The organism is Fluctibacter halophilus, from assembly GCF_020687825.1.
Taxonomy (GTDB): Bacteria; Pseudomonadota; Gammaproteobacteria; order Enterobacterales; family Alteromonadaceae; genus Fluctibacter; species Fluctibacter halophilus.
In genome coordinates this window covers 105,663-123,146 of sequence record NZ_JAJEWP010000007.1, presented here as the reverse complement: position 1 = coordinate 123,146, position 17,484 = coordinate 105,663, and the positions used below count along the sequence as shown (strand labels likewise).

Here is a 17,484-nt window from a genome sequence, read left to right as displayed (position 1 = left end):
GATATGGGCGCGGCATTTTTATGCCTGCACCATGGCATAGCCATAGCCAACAAAGGCCATCAAGCAGCTGACCGTGCGTACATGGTTCCAGCGGGTCCACACCCGCAGATAGTGTTGCCAGGTGCTGTTACGTTCAGCCGCGGAGACCGATTGCAAGGCATTGTTTAACGGCACATTGAACATCACGGTACACAGGAACATGCCCAGTAAATAGGCGACTGACGCCAGCACACTGAGCTCGTCAAGGGCCAGTATGACCAATGACAACGCCACCAGGGATGACAGAAAGAACACCGGAATAAACAGGCTGTTGAGGATAACGCGGTTAATACTGTTCATCGCTGCCATTCCCTGCTCGACCGGTATTGCTCCCAGCGCTTTCATCACAAACACCGAAAACACAAAATAGACCCCCGTCATGACACCACTCAACACCATGGCAAAGAACAACAAACTGGTTTCCATCGCTTTTACTCCACTTAGTTCCACACCCGACGCGTTCGTCAGGCTGACAATAGCGACAGAGTAACCCGTGCGCGGGTAGCTGGATTGGCAGAGCGTTCAAAAAGGATGACCGGCGGTACTGGTCTTACGTAGCAGGTCCTGTGCAGACCATCTGAGGTAACGCAAATAACAACATGCACCAAGCGCGCTGATTTGGTGCAGCGTCGCCCCCTAATTGCCACATGCCGCCACTCTCCTCGCCAAGAGAAAATTTCATTCAATTGATTTTATTGCACTTTCTGCTTTTTTGCATAGCTGGTCAGAAAGTTGCAGCGTGCGTATTGAGGACACCCTTTTTTCAACAACGGGCAATGCCTGAGGAGGACAATATGTCATTCACCTGGATGATCGTTGCGGCCATCAGCGGATTGGCAGCATGGTGGCTACATAAACACACACGTCAGCAGCACGCCCGACAGCAACAGACCGAAGCACTCGGTGGCATTATTCTGATCGGACAACTGATTGGCTATTGGCAGGAGCTACGCTGGTTTCAGTCCCAGGCGGGCAAAGCACCGCGCAGTATCAACCTGCTACTGGGAAAACTGGAAGAGCTGTTTGACATGCTGGATGCACAACCGCTGGTCAGTCAACAGGATCGCTGGCGCAGTTGCCTGGACCATTGGCAGCGTCTGCGTTTGTATGCCATCGACAGCGATGGCCAAAACCGCGTGCAACAGTGCACCCACATGGTGTTCAACCTGCAACAGCTGATTGAAGACATCGCCATACGCGCCAACCTCAATAAACAGGCCCTGGCCGGTTTTGCCAACGTCACCCTGATGTGGCGGGAAATCCCGTTGCTGATTGAGTATCTGTGGCAGGCCTCTACGCTGACGCGCATGCCCTCCCCGTCCACTCAGGTGGCCAGTCAGCTAGATAAACAGGTTCGCCGCCTGACCCGCACCATCTTTCATCATGTGCGCTACAACGGCCCGGCCAATCCCCATAAAGAGCGATTGGTGCAGTTGGCGAACCAATCCTGTAAGGCGGCATCCACGACCTTTCAGCAATGGAGCGTTGATCCGGAACAGGCCACCATGTCGGATGATTCACCACTGGCAGAATCGGCCATCGATCACACCATGGCGCTGTACCGCTTTGAATTGAATCAACTGGCGGAGACGCTACAAACGCCTCGATTTCAAGGCCTGAACCAGACTACCGCACCGTCGGCGTCCTAAAGCATGCTGAGGGCCCGGGCGGTTTGTGCGGCCAGGTAATCATGGCATTTGGGGTGGGAGGGACTCCACCCCGCCAGAAAGCGGGCGAAATCGGCCCAGGCAATCGGCATTAACGTTTGCCAGGCCTGCACTACCGCGTCTCCGTCAACCTGCGGGTGGCGGCGGGCAAGAGCAGCGCTGAGTTGTTTAAAATAAACCGTTTCCCACCCCTGAGCCTGCTGCGCAAGGTCTGCACCATCCAGACAACTGCTGAGAAAATACATTACATCGGTGCAGCCCGGTCCCGGCCCCACATATTGAAAGTCGACCGCAGCCACAGCATCGTCGGCGCCAAAACACAAATTGGCCACCTTGGCGTCGCCGTGCAGCAGGGTTTGATAAGGGCATGCCTGCAGCGCCGCATTCAGCGCCTGTGCGGCCTGCTTGAGCGGGCCGTCGCTCATGGCCTGATATTCGTCAGGTCGTGTGGCCAGGTGCCAGTAGTTGCCCTGCGGCCACAATTTGCTGCCCGTATCGGCGAAAAAGGTGCCATGAAACTCCGCCAGCCACACCAGTCCTGCCCGTATTTGTGCCGCCGTCGGGTTAAGGGTACGCAGACCATAGCCTTGTTGATCGAGATCCGCCATCACCAGTAAGTCGCCCTCTGGCCCCTGGCCAACATAGCGCACGGACGCCACCGGACAGTCCTCGTCACAGCGCCGGGCGTAATGCTGATAGAAGGCCAGCTCGACCTGATAAGAGCGCAGTTTACGTTGGTGGCCGGTGGGGTTATTCCAACCCCGCGGATGCTGGACCTGTGTGGGTGGCGTGACACTTTTGACAATCAGGTGATGTGCGGGGTCGAGCAAGGCAATACGGGCAATTTCACCATACCCGCTCCACAGTGACTGCACCGTTTCGAGGTATCTCAGCGGCCCCAGTTGGCGGGACAAATGGTCAAGGGTGGCTTTCGATAACATACAAACTCCGGATAGGCGGTCAGCTTAGCCATGTTTGCCCATCGGGTACAGCGCTGATGCTAGGCGCGACTGAAAATCTTCGCTACACTGGTCTTACCTGCTCATTACAATAACAGACAGATCATGAGTGAAGCATCTCCATACCCACATCTACTGGCCCCGCTGGATCTGGGCTTTACCACACTGCGCAACCGAACCCTGATGGGCTCGATGCATGTGGGCCTCGAAGAAGAAAAAAATGGCTTCGAGAAGTTGGCCGCGTTTTATGCCGAACGTGCCCGAGGCGGCGTCGGTTTGATCGTTACCGGAGGGATCAGTCCCAACATTGAAGGTTGGGTGGCGCCCTTTGGCGGGCGCATGAGCGCCAGACGGCATGCCAAAAAACACCGCGTGGTTACCGAAGCAGTGCACAAAGAAGGCGGCAAGATTTGCATGCAAATCCTGCACACCGGCCGCTATGGTTATCATCCCTTTGCCGTGTCTGCCTCGGCGGTTAAATCGCCGATCACGCCGTTCAAACCTCGTGCTCTGACTCACCGGGGCATACTGCGAACTATCAAGGACTACGCCAGCAGTGCTTACCTTGCCCAGCAAGCCGGTTATGACGGTGTCGAAGTGATGGGCTCTGAAGGGTATCTGATCAACCAGTTCTTCTGCCCGCGCACCAACCAGCGCACCGACCAATGGGGCGGCTCATTGGAAAACCGCGCCCGGCTGGCGATTGAAACGGTCAAAGCCGTGCGTGAAAAAGTCGGTCCCAATTTCATCATTATTTACCGTTTATCGATGCTCGATTTGGTCGAAGGCGGAGCAAGCTGGGATGAAGTGGTCTACCTTGGCAAAGCCATCGAGCAGGCAGGGGCAACCCTGATCAATACCGGCATCGGCTGGCACGAAGCCCGGGTACCGACCATCTCCACCTCGGTGCCTCGTGCAGCGTTTACCTGGATCACTCAGCGGATGAAGAAGGAATTGTCGCTGCCACTGATCACCACAAACCGCATCAACATGCCTGATGTGGCCGAGAAAGTGCTGGCCGATGGCCATGCCGACATGGTGTCGATGGCCCGTCCGTTTTTGGCCGATGCAGATTTCGTCAATAAAGCCGCACGTAACGCGGCGGATGAAATCAATACCTGTATCGCCTGTAACCAGGCCTGTCTGGACCACGTGTTTGAACAAAAACGTGCCAGTTGCCTGGTCAACCCCAGGGCCTGTTACGAAACCGAACTGATCTTTAAAACCGTCGCCACGCCGAAAAAGCTGGTAGTGATTGGCGCAGGTCCGGCAGGGCTGGCGTTTTCGACCTATGCCGCCGAGCGGGGTCATGAAGTGCATCTGTATGACAAGGCCGAGGTCATTGGCGGACAGTTCAATTACGCCAAGCAGATCCCCGGCAAAGAAGAGTTCAACGAAACCCTGCGCTATTTTGACACCCGAATAAAACAAACCGGCGTGCAGGTGCACCTGGGACAAGCAATGGACGAAGAAGCGATCGCCGCCCTTGGCGCCGATGCGGTGATCCTGGCCACTGGCATCAAGCCCCGACAACTGGACATTCCCGGTAGCGATCATCCAAGTGTCATGAGCTACCTGGATGTGTTGCGGGACCACAAGCCGGTCGGCAAACGGGTTGCCATCATCGGTGCCGGCGGCATTGGCTTTGACGTGGCAGAATACCTGGTCGAGGAGGAAAGCCTGACCACCCAACCGGATGCCTGGCTGGCACACTGGGGGATCGACAAAGACTATCAGAACCCCGGCGCCTTGCGTGAGCCAGCATTACAACCGTCCTCACGAGAGGTCTACCTGCTGCAGCGCAAAACCAGCAAAGTGGGCAAAGGGCTGGGTAAAACCACCGGCTGGATCCACCGCACCACACTGAAGCATCACCACGTACAGATGATCCCTGGCGTCAGCTACGATCGCATCGACGATCAGGGTCTGCACATCACCGTCAATGACACGCCCAAAACCCTTGCGGTCGACAATGTCATCGTGTGTGCGGGTCAGGAACCGCTGCGGGAGCTGCAAGCCGGCCTGGAAGCCAAAGGCATGGCAGTGCACGTGATCGGGGGGGCCGATGTGGCCGCTGAATTAGACGCCAAACGGGCTATCCGTCAGGGCGCAGAGCTGGCCGCCACCCTGTAAACAACCGGATCCCCATGCCCACATCCGTTGGGCATGGGACCACCACATCAGCCGTGTTTAGACGTATCGTGGAACTGCCACAACACGTTGATAATTTTCCATTGCCCCTCATCCGTACGGTACAGGTGCATGTAGTCTATCCAATCATCCACCGTCAGCTTGACCGATGCGGCCCGTTGGTCGATGTCCAGAATGTCAATCTCGATGCGAGGTTGGGCAGGAAACTTGTCGCCGTTGGCGTTGTACGTTTCGGCCACCTCAAGCATGGTGTCGTAGTCGGTTTCCAGCAGCATGGGCTGACCGTTTTTGTCATGCCAGTAGGTGCGCTTTTTTAATGCCGGATCAAGTCCCCGCGCCATCTGTTCACGGTCAGGATGAATTTGGGATTCTATGTAGTCTGTCACCGCCTGGGTGATCGCCTGTTCGGCATTTTCAGCCTGCGCCGGTAGGGTAAAGCACAGGGCCAGCAGCACAATCCGTCGAATGTAACGCATAGCACGTCCTCCTTGATGGGTTGAACAATGTTTGTCCGTCCCAGTATGCACCAACTTGCGTTGAAGGCGTTTTCGCCTGTCCCGATTCCTGGTTGATTGAACGAAATCAGTCACCCAAGTTCAGGCTGTTAGCCCGAACTTGGGTGACAGATAGATTAGCCCTGATGCAGGTGGGAGTAGATCACCCGTTGGGTGTTTTGCAGTGACTGTTCCATGCTGGGCCAGGAGATGGCGATGTTGTCCAGTTCGCCGGCGCGGCTGTCGGCCTCCAGGCGGGCAGCCAGATCCAGTAGCGGTGCCGAGTTGATCCGTTCAGCTACCTGATTGAGTTTGTGCACGAACAACAACAGCTTACCGTTGTCTTCGCTGTCCAGGGCCTGCCCCATGCCCTCAATAATGCCATCCAGTTCATCCAGTAGCTTGTTCAGCCCCTCAGCCAATGGTCCACTGTCGGGGTTACGCTGTAAAAACGGCAGTAAATCAAACCACGCGGAGGGCGAACTGGGTAACGGCAGCTTGGCATAAGGGGGCAATTCTTTGGGCGCCTTTGGCGCCTCTTCCTGTGCCTGTTTCAGCTCGGCTTTACTGGCTTCCAGCAGCGCCTGTTCCTGTTCGGCCAGCTTACTCTGGCTGTCCTGCAGCTTGGATTGGGCATCCTGCAATGCAGACTCTTTGGTATCCAGTTGGGCCTTGCTGTCCTGCAACTCCTGCTCCAGTGCTTTTAACTGCTCTGCCAGCTCGCTCTGGTTGGAGTCCTGACTGGACAAATCCTGCTTGGTGGCGTCGTATTCTTTTTGCACCGTTTGCAGCGAATCACTCAACGCCTGCTGCTGTTCTTCCAGCGCCTTGATGTTGCGTTCACGCTCTTCGAGGGCCTTTTGTTGCTCGGCCAATTGTTGTTGCAGGCTCGATTCCTGAGCTTCCTGGGCTGCCAGTTTGGCTTGCAGGGCTTCCGCCTGCTGACGGGCTTTTTGCAGTTCGCCCTGCAATTTCTGCTCGCCGGACGTGGTTTCGCTGACCTTGGTTTCAGCCACCTGCAGGGCTTCCAGGTTGCCTTGCAGTTTTTCCTGCATGGCCTGATTCTGTTGCTGTGCCTGCGCCAGGGCTTCTTGCAACTGCTGTTTCTGGGCTTCGATTTCGGCGTGGTGCTGACGCCACTGCTCATCGGAGCCTTCCATCATTTCTTTTTGCTTGCTGGCGCGGCTTTCCACATCACGCAGTTCCTGCTTCAACTGCTCCAACGCCTGTTGCTGCTCATCACGCTGATGCTTCTCGGCATCGGCCTGACGCTGCTGTTCATCCAGTTGCTGACGGGTCTGCATGAGTTGTTGTTGCTTGGCTTCCAGTTCCTCGCTGAGGGACTTCTGGTGCTCCTGCCATTGCTTGTCACTCTGGGCCATTTTGGCGTTTTGTTCTGCCGCCCGTTGTTCCATTTCGGCCAGTTCTTTCTCCAGTTTGGCGTAGATCTGTTCCTGTCTGGCCCGCTCGGCGCGTTCTGCTTCTGTTTGCTGGGTGGTGTCTTCCAGCGTCGCCAGGGTATCCTGCAATTGTTGCTGTTTGGCTTTCAGCGCCTCTTGCAACTCGGCTTGCTGGGCTTTCCAGTATTCGTCCGCCTCGGCCATTTTTTGCTGCTGTTCAGCGGTGCGCGCTTCCACATCATTCAATTCTTTTTCAAGCTGCTGCAACCGTTGCTGCTGGGCTTCTTTCTCGGCTTTCTCCTGCTCTGACTGTTGCAGGGTTTCTTCCAGCTTGGTCTGCATCGCTTCCAGTTGCTGATGCTTGGCCGCCAGTTCGTCGGCCAGCGCCTTTTGCTGTTTCTCCATGTCGCCTTTTTCTTGCTGCGACAGCTCTTCAAACTTGCTCATTTCGTGCTGCAAGTGCTCAATATGACGGGCTTTGGAACCCAGTTCCGATTCTGCCTGACGTACAATCTGCTCCAGTTCACGACGTTGTCTGGCCGCTTCTTCACTGGCTTTGCGCTGCATTTGCAGTTGCTCGCGCAACTTGTCACTGGTCTGACTGGAACTGGTCAATTGCGATTGCAAGGTATTGATCTGACCGCTGACTTCATGGAGCTGGCGATCTTTATCGGTGATTTCACCTTTCAGGCCACTGACCTGCTGCTCATACTGATTGATCTGTTCGGCCTGTTGCTGCTGCTCTTTTTGCAGTTTTTCGGTCAGTTGCTCACTTTCCAGCAACTGCTGCTGGGCACGCTTGTGCTGCTGTTCACTGTATTGCAAGGCATCGGCAATCTGATTCCGTTGTTGCTGCAAGGCCGACACCTTTTCGCTCGACTGGGCCAGTTGCTCCTCCAGCTCGGCATTGCTCTGCTCGGTCTGGGCCAGTTTTTCACGGCTTTGCTGGTAGTCCTGTTGAAGCTTATTGAGGTGGTCGGTGACAGAGGCATGCTCCGCCTGCAAGGTGCTGAAGGCCGATTCTTTGGCACTCAGATCCTCGGTGACCGCCTCCAGTTTAGACTGGGTATCCTGCAGTGAACGGGTCTTGCTGGCCAGCTGATCCTGGCTGGACTCCAGTTGCTGTTGTTTTTCCTGAGCAATGCGTTCAGCTTCTGCTTGTCGGGAGATGGCTTCCTGACGAGCCGCATCGGCCTGTTTGACCGCGCGCATATCGAGCCACATGCACAGGATTGATTCCAGTTGCCGGCCTTTGAACATCGGCACGAAGGTAGCGTGACACGGCAGGATTTGATCCTTGCGCTGGTGCTGCCACGGCATGCTCTGGGCGCGGCCGTCGGTGCGGATCTGGGTGATTTTCTGGCGCAGGCGCTGGGCCGATTGCTCATCCACGTTGAGGGATTCATCATACGGGAACAACCCGGCCAGCTCTTCACCGCTATCGGCATGGAAGAATTCCAGCGCCGCCGGGTTAAGGTGTTCGAAGCCCTGCTCTGACAACACCGCCATCGGGATACTGGAGTGCTGCAGCAGACTGTCAAACTTGTCCTGATGCAGCTGTTTGTCGCTGACATCAGCAATCCACACCAGATGCTGGCCGGCATTCCTGTCAAATTCATCCACATGCAGTTCACTGGGGAACAGATGACCGTCTTTGCCTTTGAGTTTCACCGCATAATTGCGCAGCTGACCATCCTGCTGCAGTTGTTTGGCAGCCCGGGCGGCATTGTGGCCATCGTTGAACAGATCATAAAAGGAAACCGACTGCAATTCCTGCTCAGACAGCCCCAACCGTTCGGTAGTTACCTGGTTGGCCTGAATGATGTGATCGTCTTTGTCGATAAGCGCAATCGCCAACGGCGCCATATCCAGTATGTGGGTGAAGCGTTGTCGCTCGGCTTCCATGGCGGCTTCCTGGGCCCGCTTTTCGGTCACATCTTCAATCATGACGATGCTGCCGACCCGCTGCCCTTCAGCACTTTTCAGCGGCAGCAAACGCTGCGATAAAATGTGTTCCTGCTGATCGGCCAGGGTCACGGTGATTTCTTTCGGGCCACTGCTGGCGGCCATCAAATCACTGCCCTGGTGCAGCGCCAATATCGCTTCCGGCAACGCTTCGATGCTGTCTACCGGTTGCCCTCGCAACGCCATGGCGTTAGTACCAAATAAGCGGTCAAAGGCAGGGTTAACGTCCACCACTGTCGTGTTTTCATCCACCAGATAGCAGGCCGTATTGATGGCATGCAGTACTCCTCGCATACGCTGCTGAATGACCTGCTTGTGCCGTTCGAGGGTATGCTGCTCGGAAATGTCCGTCAGTAGCCAGCGCACGGTGGCCGGCTTACCGTCATCACCGACGGTACTCACCAGCCCCACGACCTGCACCTTGTGCCAGTGTTCCTGCTCGCCTATTTGGGCAACAAAAGAAACCTGTTCGCCCTGCTCCAGCACCGCGCGGGCCTGCACAAACTCGTGCCAGTCCTGATGGCGAACCTGCTGTTGCAAACCTGTCCAGTCGGCAATGTCTGTACCCAGCCATTCACTCACCACGGCATTGTGGGTCAGGCTATCGTCAGCCAGTACAAGGTCAAACTGACCAATGCTGGCGGCGTCACACAATCCCTTGTACGTCGCGATACTGCCACGGGCATCATCAATTTTCCGTTGGAAACGGGACACATCAACCAGCGACATCACCGCCGCCATGGTTTTCGATTTGCCTTTTGGTGTAATGGTCATCCACAGGGTTTGCTGGCCTTTGAGAGAGGTCTGGAAACCGGCCGGAATGTTTGACGACATCGCCTGCGCAACCACCTTGTGGGCATCCTCGGGCAACAAGGAAGACAGGCTCTTACCCTGCAGGGCGCCCTGACTGCTGCCCAGCAGAACCGCTGCCACTTTGTTGGCATAGAGCACCTGTCCTTCGTCGTCGAGGTGCAACATGCCCTGATCGAAACCGTCCAGCAATTGCTGGTTGTGTTGTGCCTGGTCATCACTGGCTGCACGCTGTTTATCCGCACCGTTCAATTTAAGCTTGAACACCACCAGCATGATGACACACACCAGCACAGCGACCAGCGCTGCAACCAGGCCAAGGTTGGCGGCTTCAGCGTCAAGGTTTAACATTCCCTGAGCAAAGGCACTGTGGCTTACTGAAAAGAGTATAAGGGTGGCGACAAGCGCCCATGCGCGACGAAAGAGAGAATGCACCGTTTCCATGTCCACGTTTAAAAGGTTAACCTGTGAATGCTGAGCATAGCCTACAGCAGCCAAGCTGACCTAGCCAGCAGCAAAATCTATCCTGAGTATTGTAAAAAATACCTAAAATGCCAGCCCGTTCAAGACCTGACTCGCCGCTAAAATCCAAAGCCTGACAGTGATTTATCACAAACCATTGCGAATGGCGTGATGTACCATCCGGGTATCAACCCACATAACGTTACGGGATCACACCGGCGGCCCGAAACAATTGCAGATGCACGTCCACCAGTGCGGCAATGTCGCGCTGATAGCCACCACCGATCACGGCGACAACCGGTATGCCGGCCTGTTTACAACCATCAAGCACTCGACAGTCGCGGGCAAACACCCCTGCAGTGGTCAATTCCAGATGGCCCAAATCATCGTTGCAATGCACATCAACACCGGCGTCGTAAATCACCGCGTCCGGCGCGTAATAACGCAACGCCAGATCAAGGGCATGCTCAACCGTGTCCAGATACTCTTCATCCTGGGTGCCTTTGGCCAGACCGAAATCCAGATCCGAGCGTTGTTTGCGGTGGGGAAAGTTTTTCTCGCCATGCACCGACACGGTGACGATGTCCTGTCGGTGTTGCGCCAGTTGCGCGGTTCCGTCGCCCTGATGCACATCCAGATCAAACACCAGGACCCGGTCAATGCCCGGATAGGTCAGCATTTTCAACGCCGCCAGGTAGAGATCATTGACCATGCAAAAGCCCGAACCAAAATGGGCAAACGCATGGTGATAACCGCCGGTCAGATTAATGGCCATTCCTTGCTCAACGGCCAGTTGCGCCGCCAGAACTGTGCCACCGGCTGCGGTCAGTGTCCGTGCAATCAGTTGCTCTGACCAGGGAAAACCAATTCTGCGCATGGCCTTGGGATCCAGCGTGCCACTCACCAACCCATCAATGTAGGCAGGAGAAAACACCTTTTTTAATTGCTCAGCCACCAGCGGCTGGGGTTGATGGAACTGCTGCTGTACCGCCCCTGCAGAGATCATCGCATCCCGCAACGCCTGGTACTTCTGAATGGGAAAACGATGCCTGACCGGCAACGACAGTTGACTGTAAATGGGGTGGAAAACCAGCGGAACCACAACGACTCTCTCTCACAGCGATGACCAGTCAGCACCATGCCTTGTCAGGCTGAAAATGGCAACCGGGCAACGACATTGGTCGACGCACGTTGACCGTTGACCGTGATGTGCTTATCAATCCGCTACAATACTGTCATGCTGAACGTTTCACTGAACCAGGAACCGTTGTTATGAAAGCCACCCTACTGACCGCAGCAGTCGGCCTTTGTGCCGCCCCTTACCTGGCCGTCGCCAATACCGTCGGCAGCGCCGAAGATTTGCATGCCATTGCTGCACAGGCATCGCCCCAACGCATTCAGCAGGACATTGAGACGCTGGTCAGTTTCGGCACCCGGCATACGTTGTCAGACACCACCTCCGACACCCGGGGTATCGGGGCTGCACGGCGCTGGATCAAGGCTGAGTTTGAGCGTATTTCGGCTGACTGTGGTGGTTGCATTGAGGTGTTCTTTCAATCCGAGGTGATTGAAGGCGAGCCGCGCATTCCGGAGCCTACCGAGGTGGTCAGTGTGATCGCCATTCAACGTGGCAGCACCGATCCGGGTCGCTATGTGCTGATGTCAGGCGACATCGACTCCCGCGTATCGGATGTGATGGATGCCACATCTGATGCACCGGGTGCGAATGATAACGCATCCGGGGTGGCAGGCACGCTCGAAGCGGCACGGATCCTGAGTCAGTACCGCTTTAATGGCAGTATCGTCTATGCGGCACTGGCCGGTGAGGAACAGGGCCTGTTTGGCGGCAAAATTCTGGCTCGTCACGCCCAGCAACAGGGCTGGCGCTTAAAAGCCGTACTCAATAACGACATGATCGGTAACATCGAAGGCATCAACGGGGTTATCAATAACACCACCGCGCGCTTGTTCGCGGAAGGTACTCGCATGACCGAAAGTGCCGATGATGCACGCTTGCGTCGCTTCACCGGCGGAGAGGTCGATTCACCGAGCAGAAATCTGGCACGCTACATCGACCAACTGGCAGACCGCTACATCGATAACCTGGACACTCGGGTGATCTACCGACTGGATCGTTTTCGCCGCGGTGGTCACCATCGTCCGTTCAATGATTTGGGTTATCCGGGTATCCGCATCATGGAAACCAACGAGAACTATCACCGGCAACACCAGGATATACGTACCGAAGACGGCATCGCCTACGGCGATACCCTTGACGGTGTGGATTTCGACTATGCCGCCAAGCTGACCGCCCTCAATGCGGTTGCCCTTGCGAGCATGGCCTGGGCGCCCAATCCGCCCACTGACGTGACCATTGAAGGTGCTGTCAGTCCGGACACCACGTTGCGCTGGCAGGCGCTGGATGCAAGCCAGAATCCGCAGTTAAAGGGCTATAAAATTTACTGGCGAAACACCGATGCGCCGCAATGGGAGTTCAGCCGCTGGGTCGGCAATGTGACTCACGCCACGCTGAAAAATGTGGTCATCGACAACTACTTTTTCGGTGTTGCCAGCGTCAGTCACAACGGCCTGGAAAGTCCGGTGGTGTTTCCCGGTCCGGCGGGGGCATTCGGCGAATAACCACCATCTGATCCAACGCCGGAAAACGGGCGTAAAAAGTCATGCAAAAAATTGTCGCCGTTTCAATTACGGCCTAGGGTTAAAAGACCAACGACAGAGCATAGACGGTTATGGCGTTTTATGAACATGGCGAGTTCAGCCTGGCGATCAACGACAACAGATTGGACATTGACGCGGTTGGCCCGTTCAACCGTGAAGTCATCGCGGATTATGACCAACAGCTGCAACGGTTCGCCGATCGCATGCCTACAAGCCTGTGCAAGGGGCTCCTCACCCTGCACGGCATGAGTCTGTTCACCCCTGATGCCGAACAAGCACTGGTGGAGTGTCTGCTGCGCTGGAAACGGCTGCCCTGGTACAACGCGGTGTTAATTGACGATGTTCAGGGCAAGGCGGTGTTAAAGCAGCAACTCGGCCGCTGCTATGACAAGACCGGGATCACCTATGCCTTTTTTGACGACCGAAATGAAGCCCTTCACTGGCTGAGCCAGCAGGACGATGCCCGTCAGGCGATCTGAGACACCGGCAACGCCGTGGTGTATTTGATTTGTTCCATCGCAAAACTGGACGTCACGTCCGACAGGGCAATGCCATTGACCAGCTTTTTATAGAACACGTCGAACGCCTTCATGTCGGCCACCACCACTTTTAACATGTAGTCGTATTCACCGCTCATGCGGTAAAACTCCAACACCTCTTCAAGTTGCTCTGCATGGGCAGCAAAAGCCGCCAGCCAGGAACTGTCATGGCGACCAGCCTTAACCTGCACAAACACGGTCATTCCCAGGCCGAGCTTTTCCGGATCAGCCAGCGCCACCCGACGAGTGAGGACACCGCTTTTTTCCAGACTCTGGATACGCCGCCAACAGGGTGTGGTACTCAGGCCCACCCGCTCGGCAACGTCATTGACGGACAACGTGGCATCCCGTTGCAGCAAATACAGTATTTCTTTATCTTTTTTATCCATGGTTAAATAATCCACAGTAAGATTAGAAGTTAGAATATTTTTCTATTCTAACCGCTTTTTAACAATTTTTTTAAAATACTTTTCTCGTCAACCCTTGGCATGATGGTGTCACTTTCTGGAGGAGCCATCATGACAACCGCTAACGTCTCTGTTGTACCCACATCTGCACCCCGTGGTCGCATTTTTGACGACATCACCCAGACCATCGGTAATACGCCGCTGGTACGTTTGTCACGGTTGGCGCAATTGCACCAGTGCAAGGGCGATATTCTGGCCAAAGTGGAATACTTCAATCCCGCCGGCTCTATCAAAGACCGCCCGGCATTGGCAATGATCGACGCATTGATGCGCTCTGATGCATTCAACGAGAAAACCGAAATTATCGAAGCCACCTCCGGCAACAATGGCGTAGCCTGCGCGTGGATTTGCGCCATTCGCGGGATCCCACTGACCATTGTCATTCCGGAACACATGTCCATCGAGCGCCGCAAACTGATCAGCCACTACGGCGCCACAGTGGTGACCACCCCCAAAGAGCTGGGCACCAAAGGGGCTATCGACAAAGCCAAAGCCATGCTGGCCGACAACCCCCATGCGGTCATGCTCGACCAGTTTGCCAATCCCGCGAACCCGACCATGCATTTCAACAGCACGGCACAGGAAATCTGGCGAGACACAGACGGCCACGTTGACGTCCTGGTGGCAGGGATCGGCACTGGTGGTACCATCACCGGTATTGCCGGCGCCCTCAAAGCCCGTAACCCCAACCTGCACGTGGTCGCGGTAGAGCCAGCCTCATGCCCGGTACTGAGCCAGGGACGTGCCGGTGTGCACAAGATCCAAGGCCTGAGCTCCGGCCATGTGCCCGATGTACTGGATCGCGATTTACTGGATGAAGTGCTGTGTATCGAAGATCAGCAAGCCATTGACTGGGCCCGCCAACTGGCCCGGGTCGAAGCACTGCCGGTGGGCATTTCATCCGGCGCTGCCGCCTGTGCAGCCGTACAAATCGCCCAGCGACCACAGTTTGCCGGTAAATCCATCGTCACCATTCTGGCCGATACCGCCGAACGCTACTTCAGTACCGAACTGTTTTCACTTTCCTAGACGGGTGTTGCCGTCCGTTTTAACCGGGCTTCGGCCCGGTTTTTTTATACCTTAGCGCGAAAAAGTCGTGACACCGATGCCGCAGCGGTTGCACAGCAGACGGCGCGCAAGTACAGTGCAAGCAATCCCGAACACTTATCAACCCCGAAGCAGGAGCCCCCGTGCACGTTGACTTGCCCCCGCAGATCATGCCCCTTGATGCCATTTTACCCGACGAACCGTTACTGATGATGGGAGCCGGCCCTGTGCCCATTCCTGCCAAAGTCGCGGCCGCCAATGGCATCGTGATCAACCACCTGGGCGATACCATGGCGCAAATCATCGATCAGGTGAAAAACATGTCCCGCTACGTGTTCCAGACCGACAAAGGCACCATTCTTGGGGTTGCCGGTCCGGGGTCAGCAGCGATGGAAATGGCCATTGCGAATCTGGTGGTGCCCGGTAGCCGGGTGCTGAGCGTGGTGAACGGCTTTTTCAGTCAGCGCCTGGCGCAGATGAGCGAGCGCCTGGAAGCCAACGTCCAACGCCTGGAAGTGGCAGATGGACACAGCGCTGATCTCGACGCAGTCGCGGCAGCTTTGGATGCCTATACCCCGGATGTGCTGACCATTGTTCAGGGCGAAACGTCAAACACCGTGTGCAATGGCGAACTTGCTGCGATTGCGCAGTTGGCAAAATCCCGTGGCTGTCTGGTGGTAGTGGATGCCGTATGTACCTTGAGCACCATGCCGCTGAACATGGATGAGTGGGGGATTGATGCGGTGATCACCGGTGGGCAAAAAGGCTTGTCCTGTATTCCCGGTGTGTCTTTGGTGGCCTTCTCTGAGGCGGCCTGGCAACACATTCACCAACGTAAAGACACGCTGCGCCACTGGTGCCTTGATGCCAAGCTGGCTGAGCAGTTCTGGTACAAAAAATCCTATCATTACACTGCTCCGGTCAGTGGTATTCTGGCCATTCACGAAGCGTTGCGACTGGTGTGCACTGAAACACTACCGGTACGATTTGAGCGCCATTTGCGCTGTTCTTCCGCGTTGCAAGCGGGCATTGAAGCGATGGGACTGAAACTCTGTGTGGCGCCGCCGGCGCGGCTCAATTCGGTGGTCGGGATCGATGTGCCGTTGCACATCCAGGCCAGCGATCTGCTGCGCACCATGTCACAACGTCACCGGGTGGAAATCTCCGGCTCCTTTGGCAATCGCAACATTGTGCGAATTGGTCAGATGGGCGAACAATGCCGCACCCACAATCTGTTCAGAACCCTGCACGCGCTGGGTTCGAGCTGCGATTCATTGGGTATGCATGTTGACTTACCGGCCGGAATGGCGGCCCTGGAAAGCACGCTGGAAGCCTTTAACCGTAGCAACAAAGTCGCCACCGCGTCCTGAACTCAGTCAGGCAGAGGCTGGTAGCACACCGTCATATCATCAAAGGTACCCAGTTGCTGTACTAACGTCTGCAAGGTGCCATTGTCGCCGCTTGTATATGCTGTCAGCGTCGTGGCACGGGGGGTGGTATTGAGCAGGCCGGCGTCTTTAAGGCGTCGCGCCGTCTGACGGGCAACCGCGGCGCCGGTGTCCACAATCGACACCGATGGTCCGGTCAGTTCCCGGATCACATCGGTCACCAATGCATAATGGGTGCACCCCAGCACCAGTTGATCGATGCCCTCCGCCAGCATGGGCGTTAACCATGCAGACAAACACTCCCGCACCGCACTGCCGCCGAGGTTCAGCGCTTCAATGTGCTCCACCAGTCCTGGACAAGGCTGGATCCACACACTGCGATCACCGGCCAGGGCGTTAACCAGGCGCAGAAAGCGCTCACTCTCACTGGTCCTTTGGGTCACCAACACACCCACCTTACCGCTTCGGGAGGCGGTAAGGGCCGGCTTGATACCCGGCTCAACACCAATGATCGGAATCGAATATTGCTCACGCAATTGGGCAATGCATGACACCGTCGCCGTATTGCACGCGACCACGACCGCTTTCGCTCCCGCCGCCAACAAATGGTCAATCACTCGCTGGCAGCGCTGCAAAATGGCCTGGGGCGTCTTCTCGCCATAGGGCGCATGGGCATTGTCAGCCACATACAACAGCGACTCCCGGGGCAGGCATTGGTGCAGGCGAGTGGTGATGGACAAGCCACCGACACCGGAATCAAATACGCCGACGGGCTGTTGAGACAAGGGCCAATTCTCGTTGATCAAAAGTGGGCGGGATTTTAGTCCCTATGTGCTCTGGTAACAAGGCACTGAGGATGGTGAGGTGGCAAAAAAAAACGCCGGCATAAGCCGGCGTTCTTCAGGTATTCAAAGCGCGATTAGATAGTAACGTTCGCAGCTTGAGGACCCTTTTGACCTTGCTCGATGTCGAAAGACACTTGCTGGCCTTCATTCAGGGTTTTGTAACCTTCGATTTGGATCGCACGGAAGTGTACGAATACGTCAGCACCGCCATTGTCTGGAGTGATGAAACCAAAACCTTTGTCCGCGTTGAACCATTTTACTGTGCCAGTAGTTTTAGACATGAAATGTCTCCTAAGTATTTCTTTAATAAACAGCGCATGCACGCCAGTGTTGTCGCGCGGATCGAAGTGTACGACGCATGTTACTAAAGGAATGACTTAAAACGAACTGGTAAAACAGATGGAGCTAAGGTTTCTTAAGTACAATGTAGTATTCGGTCTGCTCTTCGCGACGATTGCACTATAGCACGATACTTAACCAATACCACAAATATTTTTCGCCAAGACAGTGATTTAACCTGAACTCCGACCTGTTGACGGACTGGACAGACTGCCAATCGATGCTCTAGCCTA

The 17,484-nt window shown here is 55.6% G+C and carries 14 protein-coding genes; 6 read left to right on the top strand and 8 right to left on the bottom strand.

What is annotated here, in order from left to right; all coding sequences use genetic code 11:
- Positions 1-18 precede the first annotated feature (18 nt).
- Complete coding sequence (locus LJ739_RS17790) at positions 19-465, bottom strand: anthrone oxygenase family protein (protein ID WP_229162694.1); 447 nt, start codon at positions 463-465, stop codon at positions 19-21.
- 368 nt (positions 466-833) lie between these two features.
- Between LJ739_RS17790 and LJ739_RS17785 the strand changes: the two genes are divergently transcribed.
- Positions 834-1,688: a hypothetical protein gene (locus tag LJ739_RS17785; protein ID WP_229162692.1), complete on the top strand. Its 855-nt coding sequence runs from the start codon at positions 834-836 to the stop codon at positions 1,686-1,688.
- Here the strand turns inward: LJ739_RS17785 and LJ739_RS17780 are convergent.
- A complete protein-coding gene (locus LJ739_RS17780) occupies positions 1,685-2,647 on the bottom strand; it encodes a phosphotransferase (RefSeq protein ID WP_229162690.1) in 963 nt (320 codons plus the stop codon). The genes LJ739_RS17785 and LJ739_RS17780 overlap by 4 nt on opposite strands.
- 123 nt (positions 2,648-2,770) lie before the next feature.
- On the opposite strand from LJ739_RS17780, the gene LJ739_RS17775 reads away from it, so the two are divergent.
- Entirely contained in the window at positions 2,771-4,798 is a 2,028-nt protein-coding gene (locus LJ739_RS17775) for an NADPH-dependent 2,4-dienoyl-CoA reductase (RefSeq protein ID WP_229162687.1), read from the top strand.
- 47 nt (positions 4,799-4,845) lie between these two features.
- On the opposite strand, the gene LJ739_RS17770 is transcribed toward LJ739_RS17775, so the two are convergent.
- The 3 genes from LJ739_RS17770 to LJ739_RS17760 form a co-directional block, all read right to left on the bottom strand.
- Positions 4,846-5,292, bottom strand: a complete 447-nt coding sequence (locus tag LJ739_RS17770; protein ID WP_229162685.1) for a nuclear transport factor 2 family protein — start codon at positions 5,290-5,292, stop codon at positions 4,846-4,848.
- A 155-nt stretch (positions 5,293-5,447) separates the two neighbouring features.
- Positions 5,448-9,836, bottom strand: coding sequence for a PAS domain S-box protein (locus tag LJ739_RS17765; RefSeq protein ID WP_229162683.1), 4,389 nt, complete (start codon positions 9,834-9,836; stop codon positions 5,448-5,450).
- 313 nt (positions 9,837-10,149) lie between these two features.
- Positions 10,150-11,049, bottom strand: coding sequence for a histone deacetylase family protein (locus LJ739_RS17760; protein WP_229162681.1), 900 nt, complete (start codon positions 11,047-11,049; stop codon positions 10,150-10,152).
- Positions 11,050-11,219: 170 nt separating this feature from the next.
- Here LJ739_RS17760 and LJ739_RS17755 point away from each other — a divergent pair, with 170 nt between their 5' ends.
- Together LJ739_RS17755 and LJ739_RS17750 are read left to right on the top strand one after the other, a co-directional pair.
- A complete protein-coding gene (locus tag LJ739_RS17755; protein ID WP_229162678.1) occupies positions 11,220-12,587 on the top strand; it encodes a M28 family metallopeptidase in 1,368 nt (455 codons plus the stop codon).
- 110 nt (positions 12,588-12,697) lie between these two features.
- Positions 12,698-13,105, top strand: coding sequence for a hypothetical protein (locus tag LJ739_RS17750; RefSeq protein WP_229162676.1), 408 nt, complete (start codon positions 12,698-12,700; stop codon positions 13,103-13,105).
- Here LJ739_RS17750 and LJ739_RS17745 read toward each other — a convergent pair.
- On the bottom strand, positions 13,093-13,554 hold the full coding sequence (locus LJ739_RS17745; RefSeq protein WP_229162674.1) for an Lrp/AsnC family transcriptional regulator: 462 nt from the start codon (positions 13,552-13,554) through the stop codon (positions 13,093-13,095). The genes LJ739_RS17750 and LJ739_RS17745 overlap by 13 nt on opposite strands.
- A 129-nt stretch (positions 13,555-13,683) precedes the next feature.
- Here LJ739_RS17745 and cysK point away from each other — a divergent pair, with 129 nt between their 5' ends.
- Entirely contained in the window at positions 13,684-14,661 is a 978-nt protein-coding gene (cysK, locus tag LJ739_RS17740; RefSeq protein WP_229162672.1) for a cysteine synthase A, read from the top strand.
- A 188-nt stretch (positions 14,662-14,849) separates the two neighbouring features.
- Complete coding sequence (locus LJ739_RS17735) at positions 14,850-16,049, top strand: pyridoxal-phosphate-dependent aminotransferase family protein (protein ID WP_267494493.1); 1,200 nt, start codon at positions 14,850-14,852, stop codon at positions 16,047-16,049.
- Positions 16,050-16,051: 2 nt separating this feature from the next.
- On the opposite strand, the gene murI is transcribed toward LJ739_RS17735, so the two are convergent.
- Positions 16,052-16,852 (bottom strand): glutamate racemase, encoded by an 801-nt coding sequence (gene murI / locus LJ739_RS17730; protein WP_229162669.1) that lies wholly within the window; start codon positions 16,850-16,852, stop codon positions 16,052-16,054.
- Between the two features lie 134 nt (positions 16,853-16,986).
- On the bottom strand, positions 16,987-17,193 hold the full coding sequence (gene cspE / locus LJ739_RS17725; protein ID WP_229162661.1) for a transcription antiterminator/RNA stability regulator CspE: 207 nt from the start codon (positions 17,191-17,193) through the stop codon (positions 16,987-16,989).
- Positions 17,194-17,484 lie beyond the last annotated feature (291 nt).